We start from the raw sequence: 13,646 nt of genomic DNA, 5'->3' as shown, positions 1-13,646 counted from the left end.
TATGATTCATCCAACTGTATGGTGAATGTACCTGGCGAGAAACTGGTAATACTGCAGGGCTTGCATGATTTTATCGTGGTAGAATCCAACAACACGCTGCTGATCTGTCCGCGCGATCAGGAACAGAATGTAAAACAGGTGGTGGCTGATGTAAAAGCCAAATTCGGGACCAGGTATATTTAATATCCAGTCTTGTTCATTTTTGAACAAGACGCTACAACTTTAATAATATGTAATAGCTTTGCATATTCGGTTGTTATCGGTGCAAAACATTAATAATATATGACTATCACTCCAACCCCAATTGAGGGGCTTATTGTTTTAATCCCTCGTATTTTTAACGATGATAGGGGACATTTTTTCGAATCATTTAATGAAAGAAGATTCGCCGAAGCCGTAGGTGCGAAAATTCAATTTGTACAGGATAATGAATCATTCTCAACAAAAGGGGTATTACGCGGCCTGCATCTGCAAAAAGGAGAACATGCACAGGCAAAGTTAGTAAGAGTAACGCAGGGAGAAGTATTAGATGTAGCTGTTGATCTGCGTGAAAACTCGCCAACTTATGGCCAGCACTATGGTGTATTGTTAACGGCAGATAATCATAAACAGTTTTTCATTCCTAAAGGCTTTGCCCACGGATTTGTGGTATTAAGTGATACGGCCATTTTTCAATACAAATGTGATAACTATTATAACACACAGGCCGAAGGTGGTTTAAACTATGCCGATCCGGCTTTAAATATTAACTGGCAGCTCAATGAAGATGAACTGATTGTTGCGGATAAAGACAAAGAATTGCCCTTTTTGAAGGACGTTACCGATCTCGGGTTTTAATAATAAGCATCAATTTTTAGACAAATACAGCTATGCAAAACATTGTGGTTTTTGGGGCTTCCGGGCAACTGGGGCAATGCCTTAAAAAAGTTTCGGCCGGAAAAGGTATAAATTCTATTATTTTCCCCCCAGAAGCAGAAGCCAATATCCTGGATACCGATGCCATATCAAAAGTATTTGAACAATACAAACCGGCTTACGTAATTAACTGTGCCGCCTATACCGCTGTTGATAAAGCGGAGGATGATGTAGATATGGCCCGTAAAATAAACAAGACGGGAGCAGCCAATCTGGCGCAGGCTTGTAAGCAATATGACACTATACTGGTTCATACTTCAACAGATTTTGTTTTTAAGGGTGATAAGCCTTATCCGCTTGTTGAAACGGATTTAGCCGATCCCATTAGCATATACGGTCTTACTAAATTGGAGGGTGAGCAGGATGTTGTAAATATACTACCCCGGCACTTTATTTTACGTACCAGTTGGTTATACTCTGAGTATGGTAATAATTTTGTGAAAACCATGCTCAAATTGGGCGCCGAACGTGATGAACTGAAAATTATAGTCGACCAGATAGGTACGCCTACATATGCCATTGACCTGGCTGCTGCTATATTAGATATCATTACATCGGGCAGCGAAAGTTTTGGAATTTACCATTACAGCAATGAGGGGGTAACTTCATGGTATGATTTTGCAAAAGGGATATTTGACCTGTCAGCAACCCAGGTAAAAACGTATCCGATACGTACCAGTGAATATCCAACACGGGCCACCCGGCCGGCATTTTCGGTGATGGACAAAGCAAAAATTAAAACTACTTTTAATATCCAGATACCCTATTGGAGGGATAGCCTGATAACCTGTTTAGAAAGACTTGGCCCCCCGACCTCCTGAAAGGGGAGCTTTTGATTAGCATCATAAAAACAAAGCCCTGTTTCTTTTGAGAAACAGGGCTTTGTTTTTTAAATAGGTGTCCCATTTTGTTAGAAAAATGGGTTTACATGGTTTACACTTTTTATGGTTTACATTGATTTAATTAATTGATAATCAATTAATAGTGCGTTTTTTCGAAAAAATAGTGTAAACCCAGTTTATAACAAAATAGCCCGCTTGTTGAGGGATTATGCTTAACCCTATCTTTTAAATACAAAGCCATTTACTAAATCATCTGCACATCTGAAATTTGCACATCTGCACATCAAGAAGCTCAGGGCCTAAACCAGTATAGTTCCCGCGGCTACCGTTTCGTTAGTGGCTTCGTCAACCAGGATAAGTGAGCCGGTGATGCGATTTTTGCGATACTCATCAAATACAACAGGCTGGGTAGTACGCAAGCGTACACGGGCCATCTCGTTCATTTTAATATCGCCTGCATTTTCCAGTTTTTCCATGGTGTTGATGTCCAGTTTGTAGCTTACCTCTTTAATAATAGCCATTACCTCGCGGGTAGTGGTTTTTAAGTGGTATTTAGCACCGGGGCGTGGTCCTTTGGTGCCCATCCAGCAAAGCATTACTTCCAGGTCCTGGCTTACTTCGGGTTCACTATCATCTTTTACGATCATATCTCCACGGCTGATATCAATATCATCTTCCAGCGTAATAGATACAGACATGGGCGCAAAGGCTTCTTCAACCGGACCGGAATAGGTATCGATAGATCTTATAGACGATGTTAAACCTGATGGAAGAACGGTGATTTTGTCGCCCGGTTTAAATATGCCGCCAGCGATACGACCTGCATAGCCACGGTAGTCATGATATTCGGCCGCATGTGGGCGTATCACGGTTTGTACCGGAAAGCGTGCGTCTGAGTGGTTCTCATCGCTGCCTATATGGATTGTTTCCAGGGTATGCAGCAGGCTTTCACCTTTATACCAGGGCATGTTTACAGAATCGTTTACTACGTTATCACCTTCCAGCGCGCTGATGGGTACATAGCGGATGTCGGTAACATCAATCTTGGCTGCAAAATCTTCGTATTGTTCAACTACCTTGTTAAATGCATCTTCGGAATAATCAACCAGGTCCATTTTATTGATGCATACAATAATATGCGGTATCTTTAATAAAGACGCGATGAAAGAGTGCCTGCAGGTTTGTTCTACAACACCTTTACGCGCATCTATCAATACCAAAGCTAAATTGGCTGTAGAAGCTCCGGTAACCATGTTGCGGGTATACTGGATATGTCCAGGGGTATCGGCAATGATGAATTTACGTTTAGGGGTGGCAAAATAGCGGTAGGCAACATCAATGGTGATGCCTTGTTCTCTTTCAGAACGTAAACCGTCGGTAAGTAAAGAAAGATCGATGTGTTGTAGGCCTTTTCTTTCGCTCGACTGCTTTACGGCCGCCATCTGATCCTCAAATATCGATTTGGAATCATATAATAACCGGCCAATAAGCGTGCTTTTTCCATCATCTACACTGCCGGCTGTTGTAAAACGTAATAGTTCCATTTTAAATGCTAAACTCTAAATACTAAACTCTAAATCCGTGAACTCGGAGTCGGACAAAATTCCGAAATCGAACATTCGAAATCCGAAATTAAAAATAACCTTGTTTTTTTCTGTCTTCCATAGACGTATCCGAGCGCTTATCATCGCTTCTGTTGCCACGTTCGGTACTGCGGGTGGCTGATACCTCTGCTACAATTTTTTCCAGTGTATCCGCGTCTGATTCGATGCCACCGGTTATGGTGATATCGCCTAATGTGCGGAAACGCATCAGCTTGTTCTCCACTTTTTCGCCATCACGCAATACTAAAAATTCTGATGCCGGCAGCCAGGTACCATCACGGTAAACAGCTTCGCGGTTATGAGCAAAGTAAAGGGAAGGAATAGCTATGTTTTCCTGCAGGATATAATTCCAGATATCCATTTCTGTCCAGTTACTTATCGGGAATACCCTGAAATGTTCGCCCATGCGTTTACGGCCGTTGAAAATATTCCAAAGCTCTGGTCGCTGATTTTTTGGGTCCCATTGGCCAAATTCATCGCGGTGCGAAAAGAAACGTTCTTTTGAGCGTGCTTTTTCTTCATCGCGGCGTGCGCCGCCAATAGCCGCGTCGATCTTGTGGCTCTCAATCGTATCCAGTAATGAAACTATCTGCAGCTCGTTACGGCTCGCGTTAATACCGCTTTCCTCAACAGCACGGCCTTTGTCAATAGACTCCTGTACCGAACCTACAATAAGCTGTACACCCAGGTCGGCCACCAGGTTATCCCGGAATGCCATAGTTTCGGGAAAATTATGACCGGTATCAATATGGATAAGGGGCATAGGGATTTTGGCGGGCCAAAAAGCTTTACGGGCAAGGTGAGTTACCACAATGGAATCTTTTCCGCCGGAGAACAATATAGCAGGACGATCAAACTGGGCTACAACTTCGCGTATAACGTATATGGCCTCTGATTCTAATTCCTGCAGATGAGTAAGATAATATTTGTGCATGTTTAAATGAAACCATCCTGAGTTAAAGCTCACAAACCGGAATGGTTAAACCGGCTCATGATAGCTTCATCTCCTTTAAAAAACAATTTATATTGATGAAAAACCCGCTAAATCCACCTAAATAGTAGTATTTAGCAATCAAACTGCAATATTAGCAAATTATGCTCATTTTATTGTTATCTAATCCATTTTAAACCTGAAAATTAGCAATCCTCATTATAAATTTCAGTGGATGATAAAAACGGGACAACGACAGGAAATATGACGAATATGTTATTAGTATATTAAACTAATTGGAGTTAAACAGCAATAATAATATTCTACCGTTAAAATATGCTATATATAGCAACCTACGCATAGGTTATGCGTAAAAAATAACTACTTTTAAAAATCTATAATACAAATCAATCTAATGAAAGGAATTATTTTAGCGGGAGGGTCAGGTACCAGGCTTTATCCAATTACCAGGGCAATAAGTAAACAGCTGATGCCGATTTATGATAAGCCCATGATCTATTATCCATTATCGGTTTTAATGCAAGCCGATATCAGGGAGATATTGATCATCACTACCCCCGAAGATAACGAAGGATTTAAACGCCTGCTGGGTGATGGAACCGAGTTGGGCTGTAAATTTGAATATGCTATACAGGAGAAACCAAATGGACTGGCACAAGCATTTGTAATTGGCGAAAAATTTATTGGTAAGGATAAGGTTGCGCTGATACTGGGCGACAACATATTTTACGGTACCGGCTTTAGCGAATTGATACGCAGCTTTAATGATGTGGATGGCGCGGCTATTTTTGCCTATCACGTGGCCGATCCGGAGAGATACGGTGTTGTGGAGTTTGACGCGGATTTTAAAGCTGTATCTATTGAAGAGAAACCAACTGCGCCAAAATCCAAATTCGCGGTACCGGGATTGTATTTTTATGATAACAGCGTAATTCAGATAGCCAAAGATCTTAAACCTTCGCCGCGTGGTGAATATGAAATTACCGATGTAAATAAATATTACCTGGAGCAGGGAAATCTTCATGTTGGGGTAATGGATAAAGGTACAGCCTGGCTGGATACCGGAACTTTTGATTCTTTAAGCGATGCTACCGAATACGTACGCGTAATTGAAAAACGCCAGTCGACCAAAATTGGTTGTATTGAAGAAGTAGCTTACCGTCGTGGGTTTATTGATGATACGCAGTTAAAAGTGCTGGTAGCTAAATATATTAAGAGCGGCTACGGTGTTTACTTGCAAAGCCTGCTATCATAAAACTGTATCAATAGTGCCGGTCATTTGATCGAGTACAGTTGCATCGCTGGCTTGGAACCAGTGAAAAGCATTGTCTTTACGAAACCAGGTGAGTTGTCTTTTGGCAAATCGCCTGGTATTTTGTTTGATCATTTCAATAGCCTTTTCAAGACTGGTTTTGCCATCAAAATAATCAAACAGTTCGGCATAGCCTACAGTGTTCAGCGCGTTGAGATGACGGGAGGGGAGCAATGCCTCAACCTCGGTTAATAAGCCCTGTTGTACCATCAGATCAACCCTGTGGTTAATACGGTTGTATAATATTTCGCGGGGTAAGTTAAGTGCCAGTTTAATGATATTAAAGGGACGTTTGTTTATGGTAGCCTGCCGGTATGATGAGAATGGTTTACCCGAGCTTTCAAAAACCTCCAGGGCCCTGATGATGCGTTGAGGATTACCCAGATCTACCTCGTTATAATAAACCGGATCGACCGATTGTAATTGCTGTTGCAGGTAAGCAATACCCCTTTCTTCCAGCTCCTGGTTTAATCTTTCCCGGATAGCAGGATCGGCTGTTGGCAGATCATCAAAACCCTCGCATATTGCTTTAATATATAAGCCCGAACCTCCGGCCAAAATCACCTGGTCATGTGTTTTAAATAATTCATTCAGCAAAGCAAGTCCCTGTTTCTCAAAATCGCCTACAGAAAATGGCTCCGTTATAGAGTGCGAGTTGATGAAATAATGTTTTACAGCAGCTAACTCCTGTTCACTGGGTTTGGCAGTACCAATACTCATTTCCCTAAAAAACTGCCTGGAATCGGCAGATACCACTACCGTATGGTAATGCCGGGCCAGTTCAATGGCTGCTGCCGTTTTACCCACAGCCGTAGGGCCTGCAACTACAATAAGGGTTTTGGTAGCGGATCCAGCCATGAGATAAAAAAAAGTTATAAAAAAACATGTCATTGCGAGCGAAGCGTGGCAATCTCCTCATGTAAATCATTATATAGGTAATTAAGCAAATACGCTAATTGTCCTGAAGAGATTGCCACGCTTCGCTCGCAATGACATATTTAATAGTTTATCAGGTGCGATTAATTAATAATCATCGCCACCACCACGGTGCGGGCGATCTTCTTCATCAAAGCCTTCGTCGTCGGCAAATTCGTTGCCAAATTCATCTTCTTCCTCCTCTTCGGCCTCGTGTTTTTCTTCCGGTAGCTCGTCAACTTCTGTATCTGTTACTTCCGAAAAATCCTCAGCATCCTCGGGTGTAAAAGCCATCTCATTCAGGAAGTCGAAATCCTCGTTTGCAGGCGGCAATACGGTTGGGTTAAATACGTTACCGAATTGTTTTGGCGCTTCGCCAACAGATTTTATAACGGCCGGGTAAGTTGTACCCGGTGTTTCGTCAAGGATGATCTTCATCAGTTCGACGTGAAAATCAAAAGGACGGTCGAAATTAAAAGTATAGTAAAATTTTTGGTGCGGATCGTCAATAAAACTCAGCAGTTTTACATTGCTCATTAATGATACGCCACGGTCAATCCTTTTTTGATTGGGTAAATAAGTAATTTCTTCACCCTTTGTCCATTGATCATTACTGATATAAAAAGAAGATGAAAACTCGGGATTGTAACCGGTTGACTGGTGTATTGCGCGGTGGAGATCCTCGAAGGTTTGATTTGATTTAACATCAATTTCTCTCATCACATCATCATAATCTTCGAAAGTTACCCTGAACCTGTATAGTGCCATTGTTTTTGTGAATTTTGGGGACAAAAATAATCTTTTAATTCAATTTTGTGTCTGCCACAACTTTTAAGCCAATTTCTAAACCTTTAGCAATTGTAAAGTTTAATGCCGCTTCGCGGGTGTTTGGAATTTCGCCTTCTAGTATGGCTTCGCGTATCTGATTTTTAATAATTCCTACCTCACGACCCTCTTTAAGGCCAAAAAGCTGCATAATATCAATACCAGTAACGGGTGGTTGCCAGTTTCTGATGCTGTCGCGCTCTTCAACATCTTTTAATTTTTGTTGAACAAGCTCAAAATTGTTACGATACTTTTTTACTTTATATTCGTTTTTGGTGGTGATGTCTGCTTTACACAACAGCATCAAGCCATCAATATCATCTCCTGCCTCAAAAAGCAACCGGCGTACGGCCGAATCGGTAACGATAGATTGTGATAATACAATTGGGCGTAAATGGAGTTGTACCAGTTTTTGCACCTGCTTCATTTTTTCGTTAAGCGGCAGTTTTAACTGGGCAAATATTTTTGGTACCATGCGTGCACCACGATCTTCATGGCCATGAAACGTCCAGCCGTGGCTGGGTTCAAAACGTTTGGTGGCCGGTTTGGCAATGTCATGTAATATAGCTGCCCAGCGCAGCCAAAGGTCGGGCGTGGTTTCGCAAATATTGTCCAATACCTGCAAGGTATGATAAAAATTATCTTTATGACCTTTACCGTCAATATAATCAACGCCGTAAAGGTTGGCCATTAACGGAAATATTTTGTGCAGCAGGCCGGTATCAAATAAATAGTTGAAACCTATAGATGGTACCGGCGACAGGATGATCTTGTTCAACTCGTCGGTAATGCGCTCCTGCGAAATAATGCTGATGCGGTCGGCATTGTTCTTAATCGCTTCTACTGCTATATCATCTATCCGGAAATTAAGCTGTGTAGCAAACCTGATGGCCCGCATCATACGCAGCGGATCATCAGAAAAAGTTTCATTCGGATTAAGTGGTGTCCGGATCAGTTTGTGTTCCAGGTCGGCTATACCATTAAACGGATCGAGCAGGTCACCAAAAGTATCCGGATGCAGGGAAATAGCCAGGGCGTTGATGGTGAAATCGCGGCGTTTCTGGTCGTCCTCTAAAGTGCCGTCCTCTACGATGGGTTTCCTGGAATCGCGGCGGTATGATTCTTTACGGGCACCTACAAACTCCACTTCCAGATCCTGGTATTTAAGCGATGCCGTACCGAAGTTTTTATATACAGCCACTTTTACCTTCAGTTTAGCTGCCACTGCTTCGGCAAAAGCAATACCGTTACCTATAATTACAATGTCGATATCTTTTGAAGGGCGCTTAAGGAAAATATCGCGCACAAAGCCACCAATAGCATAAACCTGCAGATTGTGTTGTGCCGCAAGTTTTGATATAATAGAAAATACAGGGTGCTGAAGGTGGGCTTTCATGTAAATAATAAAATTCTGCGTTCTAAGACCTAAATTCTAAAACGAAGGTCAAAGGTAATGGTAAATCCTAAGTTCTAAAACATAAAAAAAGAATCAAGAGCTAAGAGTCAGGAATCAAGACAAGTCGCTATACCTTTTTAATTTGCGCTTTAGTCTTGTCTCTTGATTCTAACCTCTTGACTCTCTCTTCTACCTGCGTATAAACTCAAACCGACCATCGGGAGCCAGTTTCATAATGGTTGACGGGTTTTTAATTTCTTTGCTATGCTGATCAATATCAACTACATAGTCAACACCATCAATAACCTCCTGGTCGATCTGTGAAAAATATTGCGGGGATGGCTTGCCGCTGATATTGGCCGAGGTTGACACTAACGGTTTGCGCAGCCGCTGTATCAATTGCTGGCAAAACTGGTGACTGGTAATCCGGATACCGATGCTGCCATCAGGAGCTATTAAAGCCGGTGAAATATTTTTAGCACCCGGCATAACCAGGGTTAAAGGGTTTTCGGCGTATTCGATCAGGTCATAAGCCAGGGCATTAACTTCCTGTACATAGCTTTCCAGTTTGTTTTCGGTATCTAGCAAAATGATCATGCTTTTGGCTTCATCGCGCTGTTTCAGGCGATAGATCTTTTGCACGGCTTCGGTATTGGTAGCATCGCAACCAATACCCCAGATGGTATCGGTAGGGTACAGGATAATACCGCCTTCCTGTACTATTTTAAGTGCTTTGGCAACTTCGTCTTTAAGCATGGTTGGTATATTTTATTAGAATCAAGAACCAAGAGTCAAGAACCAGGAAAATAGTTAAATATTTTTTCCTCTTGATTCTAATATCTTGACTCTTGATTTAACGCGTTTATAATTTGCAATTCATCCAGCAGTTCCATACATCGCGGAACTCCATAAAGTTTGCAGGTATTGCGCACACAAGGTTCGCAGGTTAGTTTACCATAACGCAGTACGGTTAAATTTTGTTTGTTATAAGGGGCGGTGTTATGCTCATTGCCGGCGCCAAACAATACGATAACTGGCGTACCCACACTATTGGCCAAATGAGCCGGCCCGGAATCGGTAGTTAACATGGCCGCGCTTTGCGCCATCAGGCTGCATAAACCCGGCAGATCAGTTTTGCCGGCATAGTTTTCTAACTTTTCGGGGTTCTCAGAACCGGTAATAAGCTGACTTACAAAATCAGTCTCTTTAGACGAACCGATCAAACCAAAAGTAATATCCGGAAAAGCAGCGGTTAATTTATTCAGTAGCGCCTGCCCTTTATCCAGCGGCATCCTGCGTGATGATGCTTCGGAATTAAAATTGATCAGCATCCGGTTATTTTGTTTGGGCTCTGTTAGGGGGACATTTAGCTTTACCTGCTTATGAGTTATAGCTTTACCGGTAAATTGCTCCAGTAAAGATACATATTCGTCAACTCGGTGTTGGTTAGCAGGCTTTTTGAGGGAGTTAGTCAGTAAGAAAAAACCGCCCTCTTTGCCAAAACCTACCCGTTTTTTTGCTCCTGTGGCCCAGGCCATCACCAATGAGGAAAGCGATTGGGGCAGATTAAAAAAGAGGTCGTATTTTTCGGATTTCAGATTTTTACCAAAGCGATAAACGCCGCCAAGACCACTGAACTCCTGTTTTGAAAAAGGATGAATTTGGGTTAAGCCTGGTATAAGGGGGGCTATGTTGCTGAGCTCTTTTTTAATGATCACATCGATCTGAGCATCAGGATAAAGCTGACCAACCGCGTTAACAAATGCAGTGCTCATCACCACATCGCCAAGCCAGTTGGGCAGTCTTATCAGTATCTTCATTTTTTGAGATATGAGATATGAGACATGAGATATGAGATTTTTTTACTATTTCGTTTAGAAGGTAGTCTCAAATCTCATATCTAACGTCTCACATCTAAATTAAACCGCTACGTTATTTTCCCTTAACGCGTCGTTCAATGATGTTTTTTTATCGGTTGATTCCTTACGGGTACCGATGATCAGAGCACAAGGTACCTGAAAATCGCCGGCAGGGAACTTTTTGGTATATGAGCCCGGGATAACTACCGAACGTGCCGGTACGCGGCCTTTATATTCAACCGGGGTTGAACCAGTTACATCAATAATTTTGGTCGACGCGGTTAAAACCACATTGGCACCTAATACCGCCTCATGTTCTACATGCACACCTTCAACCACAATAGCGCGTGATCCAAGGAAACAGTTGTCTTCAATAATAACCGGGGCAGCCTGTAATGGCTCCAGTACACCGCCAATACCAACACCACCGCTTAAATGCACATGCTTGCCTATCTGCGCGCATGAACCTACAGTAGCCCAGGTATCAACCATAGTACCTTCATCAACATAAGCGCCAATGTTTACATACGATGGCATCATGATAACACCTTTTGCCAGGTAAGCGCCATACCGGGCAATACCATGAGGTACTACGCGTACACCGGTAGCTTTATAATTGGTCTTCAGTTTCATTTTATCATGAAAAACAAAAGGCCCAACCTTAATTTCTTCCATCTGACGGGTAGGGAAATACAGCACTACTGCTTTTTTAATCCACTCGTTCACATGCCAGCGTGAACCAATTGGTTCGGCTACACGGATCTCGCCTTTATCCAACCGTTCAATAACGGTTTCGATAGCGGTGGTATATTCATTATAGTTCAGCAGATTCCTGTCTTCCCAGGCATCCTCAATCAGTTTTTTAAGATCTTGCATTGGTAAAATTAAACTTTTGGCAAATTAAAGGAATTTTAGGGAGAATTGGTTGAAATTAGGCGATTAGTCGCGAACCTTTTAAAACGCGGTTTAATTCAGCTAAAACTACAGAAATTAAAGCCGAATAATAACAACAGCTCCTAAATGGTTTGGGAGACAGGCTTTACCTGCTTAATATTTTCTTGGTTACAAATTCATCAAAAAAGTAAGTGCGGTAAGCGTTGCCAATGGATATTTCGTACTTGCGTATGTTCACTGTATTATTATCAAAAGCGGTTATTTGATTAATGTTGATGATATAAGATTTGCTGATACGGGCAAACTGATTTTGGGGTAGCTGTTCATGAATGGTTTTTATATTCATGGCGGTTATAACCTTTTGATCGTCGGTTTGCATCACTACATAATCTTTAAGTCCTTCTATAAACAGAATATCTTTAAAATAGATCTTAATATATTTCCGGTCGGCTTTAACAAAAAAATAATCCTCCGCTATATTCTCAATTTTGTTGTTCGAATGATCGGATTTTAAAATATCCTGGTAAAACTGTGCTTTATTCACCGCTTTCAGAAAGCGTTCCTGCCGTATGGGTTTAATGAGGTAATCAATAGCTTCAACCTCAAAGCCTTCTAAGGCATATTCTGCATAAGCCGTAGTGAAAATGAGTAAAGTTTTTGCTGGTATCATTTTAGCAAACTCCATTCCGCTGATGCCCGGCATTTGAATATCCAGAAAAATCAGGTCGACCGGGGTCTCGTTGATAAATTTTACCGCGGCATTGGCACTCCCAAAGCTATTAAGTAGTTGTAGATTAGGTGTTTTGTTAATAAATAATTGAATGGCCTCCCGTGCTAAGGGTTCATCATCCACAATGATGCAATTCATAGGATAATCTTTAAGTCTACACGAAATTTATCTTTATCATCCTGGATCCGTAAAAAATGCTTTTCGTGATAAAGTAATTCCAATCTCCGCTTTACATTTCCCAGCCCCAACCCGCCATTACCATTATTGCTGATCACTTCTATCCGGGGTTTTGAATTGATACAAATAAAATTGATCTCGTTATGATTTACTTTAAAAAATACATGAATATAGGATGTGTTTTCGGCATCCATGTTGTGCTTTACAGCATTTTCAACAAAGGTAATAAAAAGCGAGGGTGATACCTGCACACCACTGATGTCTCCCTCACGTGACATGATAAACTCAAAGTTATCACGCCGTATTTTTTCCAGGTTCAAAAAGTCTTCCAAAAAACGGATCTCCGCTGTGAGTAAAACTTTATTCCTTGTACTATCATAAAGCTGGTAGCGGAGCAGGTCGCTTAATTTCATTACCACTTGTGATGCCTTTTCGGGATCGGTTTGTGTTAGCACATTAACATTATTGAGCATGTTAAATAAAAAATGCGGATTGATCTGGTTTTTTAATTGCTCCAATTCTGCCTGTATAGTAACAGTTTCCAGATCATTGATACGCTGGTTAACAATAATAGAGTGCTGAAATAATTTAATGGCAGCAGAGGCGGCTATCAGGATCAGGAATATTAACGTTATAAAAGTAAAGAGCAGGATACTGGTGTTTTCGTTGCTGGCCTTATAATGAAATTTAAAATAAGGATTGATCAGGTATCTTCCGGATACAAAAAATAACAAAGCCACAACAAATAGTATGATTACCCAAATAAAGTATTTTACATAACTGGCATTGAATACATAACGAGGTATCAGCACATACATGTTAATATAAAACAGCAACATCAGGATAAGAAAGAAGGTGATTTTTAAATACGTGTTAACCGGTTCAATAAAGGTGTCTTTGGTACTTGAAAATATAGCCCCGAGAAATAAGACCAGTGCGATATGCCTGTAAATTCTATATTTCGTGCTGCTTAAAAATTGTATCAGCATATCATTATTTAACTGCTTTGTGTCGGTTTCAGGTTTCATTGGATATCTATCTTTTAAAAATAAACATTTTAAACAGGGTGTAAGTTTTGTTTATACCAAATGTGTAAATTATTATACCAAATGTTAGTTTAATAATTTTATTAATACTCATCTGAATTTGCTTAACGCTCATGTTTTTTAGTATAAGCGATAGCGCACTTGCTATAATTTATACGGGGTTTCGTATAAATTAAAAT

General features: G+C 41.1%; 13 protein-coding genes and 1 pseudogene. 4 read left to right on the top strand and 10 right to left on the bottom strand.

The genetic code is table 11. From position 1 onward, the window contains the following. The 3 genes and pseudogenes from BLR84_RS10565 to rfbD form a co-directional block, all read left to right on the top strand. A pseudogene (locus BLR84_RS10565) lies at window positions 1-183 on the top strand (mannose-1-phosphate guanylyltransferase); the annotation flags it as partial. 99 nt (window positions 184-282) lie between these two features. Continuing rightward, the gene (rfbC, locus tag BLR84_RS10560; protein ID WP_090467584.1) at window positions 283-837 is read left to right on the top strand and encodes a dTDP-4-dehydrorhamnose 3,5-epimerase; all 555 of its coding nucleotides are present in this window, start codon (window positions 283-285) and stop codon (window positions 835-837) included. A gap of 32 nt (window positions 838-869) precedes the next feature. Next, window positions 870-1,736 carry a dTDP-4-dehydrorhamnose reductase gene (gene rfbD, locus BLR84_RS10555; protein WP_090467582.1) on the top strand — a complete coding sequence of 289 codons (867 nt, stop codon included), beginning with the start codon at window positions 870-872 and terminating at the stop codon, window positions 1,734-1,736. Between the two features lie 320 nt (window positions 1,737-2,056). Here the strand turns inward: rfbD and cysN are convergent, their stop codons facing one another. After that, window positions 2,057-3,301: a sulfate adenylyltransferase subunit CysN gene (gene cysN / locus BLR84_RS10550; RefSeq protein WP_090467580.1), complete on the bottom strand. Its 1,245-nt coding sequence runs from the start codon at window positions 3,299-3,301 to the stop codon at window positions 2,057-2,059. A gap of 88 nt (window positions 3,302-3,389) precedes the next feature. Next, a complete protein-coding gene (cysD, locus tag BLR84_RS10545; RefSeq protein ID WP_090467578.1) occupies window positions 3,390-4,295 on the bottom strand; it encodes a sulfate adenylyltransferase subunit CysD in 906 nt (301 codons plus the stop codon). Window positions 4,296-4,707: 412 nt separating this feature from the next. Between cysD and rfbA the strand changes: the two genes are divergently transcribed. Then, complete coding sequence (gene rfbA, locus BLR84_RS10540) at window positions 4,708-5,568, top strand: glucose-1-phosphate thymidylyltransferase RfbA (RefSeq protein ID WP_090467576.1); 861 nt, start codon at window positions 4,708-4,710, stop codon at window positions 5,566-5,568. On the opposite strand, the gene miaA is transcribed toward rfbA, so the two are convergent. The 8 genes from miaA to BLR84_RS10500 all read right to left on the bottom strand — a co-directional run bounded on the left by miaA (window position 5,563) and on the right by BLR84_RS10500 (window position 13,449). Further along, window positions 5,563-6,483 carry a tRNA (adenosine(37)-N6)-dimethylallyltransferase MiaA gene (gene miaA / locus BLR84_RS10535; protein WP_090467746.1) on the bottom strand — a complete coding sequence of 307 codons (921 nt, stop codon included), beginning with the start codon at window positions 6,481-6,483 and terminating at the stop codon, window positions 5,563-5,565. The genes rfbA and miaA overlap by 6 nt on opposite strands. A 165-nt stretch (window positions 6,484-6,648) precedes the next feature. After that, the gene (locus BLR84_RS10530) at window positions 6,649-7,308 is read right to left on the bottom strand and encodes an IS1096 element passenger TnpR family protein (protein WP_090467574.1); all 660 of its coding nucleotides are present in this window, start codon (window positions 7,306-7,308) and stop codon (window positions 6,649-6,651) included. A gap of 34 nt (window positions 7,309-7,342) precedes the next feature. Continuing rightward, the gene (locus BLR84_RS10525) at window positions 7,343-8,761 is read right to left on the bottom strand and encodes a CCA tRNA nucleotidyltransferase (protein WP_090467573.1); all 1,419 of its coding nucleotides are present in this window, start codon (window positions 8,759-8,761) and stop codon (window positions 7,343-7,345) included. A gap of 189 nt (window positions 8,762-8,950) precedes the next feature. After that, window positions 8,951-9,517, bottom strand: coding sequence for an L-threonylcarbamoyladenylate synthase (locus BLR84_RS10520; protein WP_176852021.1), 567 nt, complete (start codon window positions 9,515-9,517; stop codon window positions 8,951-8,953). A gap of 77 nt (window positions 9,518-9,594) precedes the next feature. Continuing rightward, window positions 9,595-10,581, bottom strand: a complete 987-nt coding sequence (locus BLR84_RS10515; protein WP_090467569.1) for a glycosyltransferase family 9 protein — start codon at window positions 10,579-10,581, stop codon at window positions 9,595-9,597. Between the two features lie 99 nt (window positions 10,582-10,680). Further along, on the bottom strand, window positions 10,681-11,496 hold the full coding sequence (locus BLR84_RS10510; RefSeq protein ID WP_090467567.1) for a 2,3,4,5-tetrahydropyridine-2,6-dicarboxylate N-succinyltransferase: 816 nt from the start codon (window positions 11,494-11,496) through the stop codon (window positions 10,681-10,683). A 163-nt stretch (window positions 11,497-11,659) separates the two neighbouring features. Continuing rightward, window positions 11,660-12,382, bottom strand: coding sequence for a LytR/AlgR family response regulator transcription factor (locus BLR84_RS10505; protein ID WP_090467565.1), 723 nt, complete (start codon window positions 12,380-12,382; stop codon window positions 11,660-11,662). Next, complete coding sequence (locus tag BLR84_RS10500) at window positions 12,379-13,449, bottom strand: sensor histidine kinase (RefSeq protein WP_090467563.1); 1,071 nt, start codon at window positions 13,447-13,449, stop codon at window positions 12,379-12,381. The genes BLR84_RS10505 and BLR84_RS10500 overlap by 4 nt, the downstream gene beginning before the upstream one ends. Window positions 13,450-13,646 lie beyond the last annotated feature (197 nt).

The sequence above is a fragment of the Mucilaginibacter sp. OK268 genome (assembly GCF_900103125.1).
In the GTDB taxonomy this organism is placed as follows: Bacteria; Bacteroidota; Bacteroidia; order Sphingobacteriales; family Sphingobacteriaceae; genus Mucilaginibacter.
The sequence above is the reverse complement of the archived record's forward strand: the minus strand, read 5'-3'. Positions and strand labels throughout refer to the sequence as shown.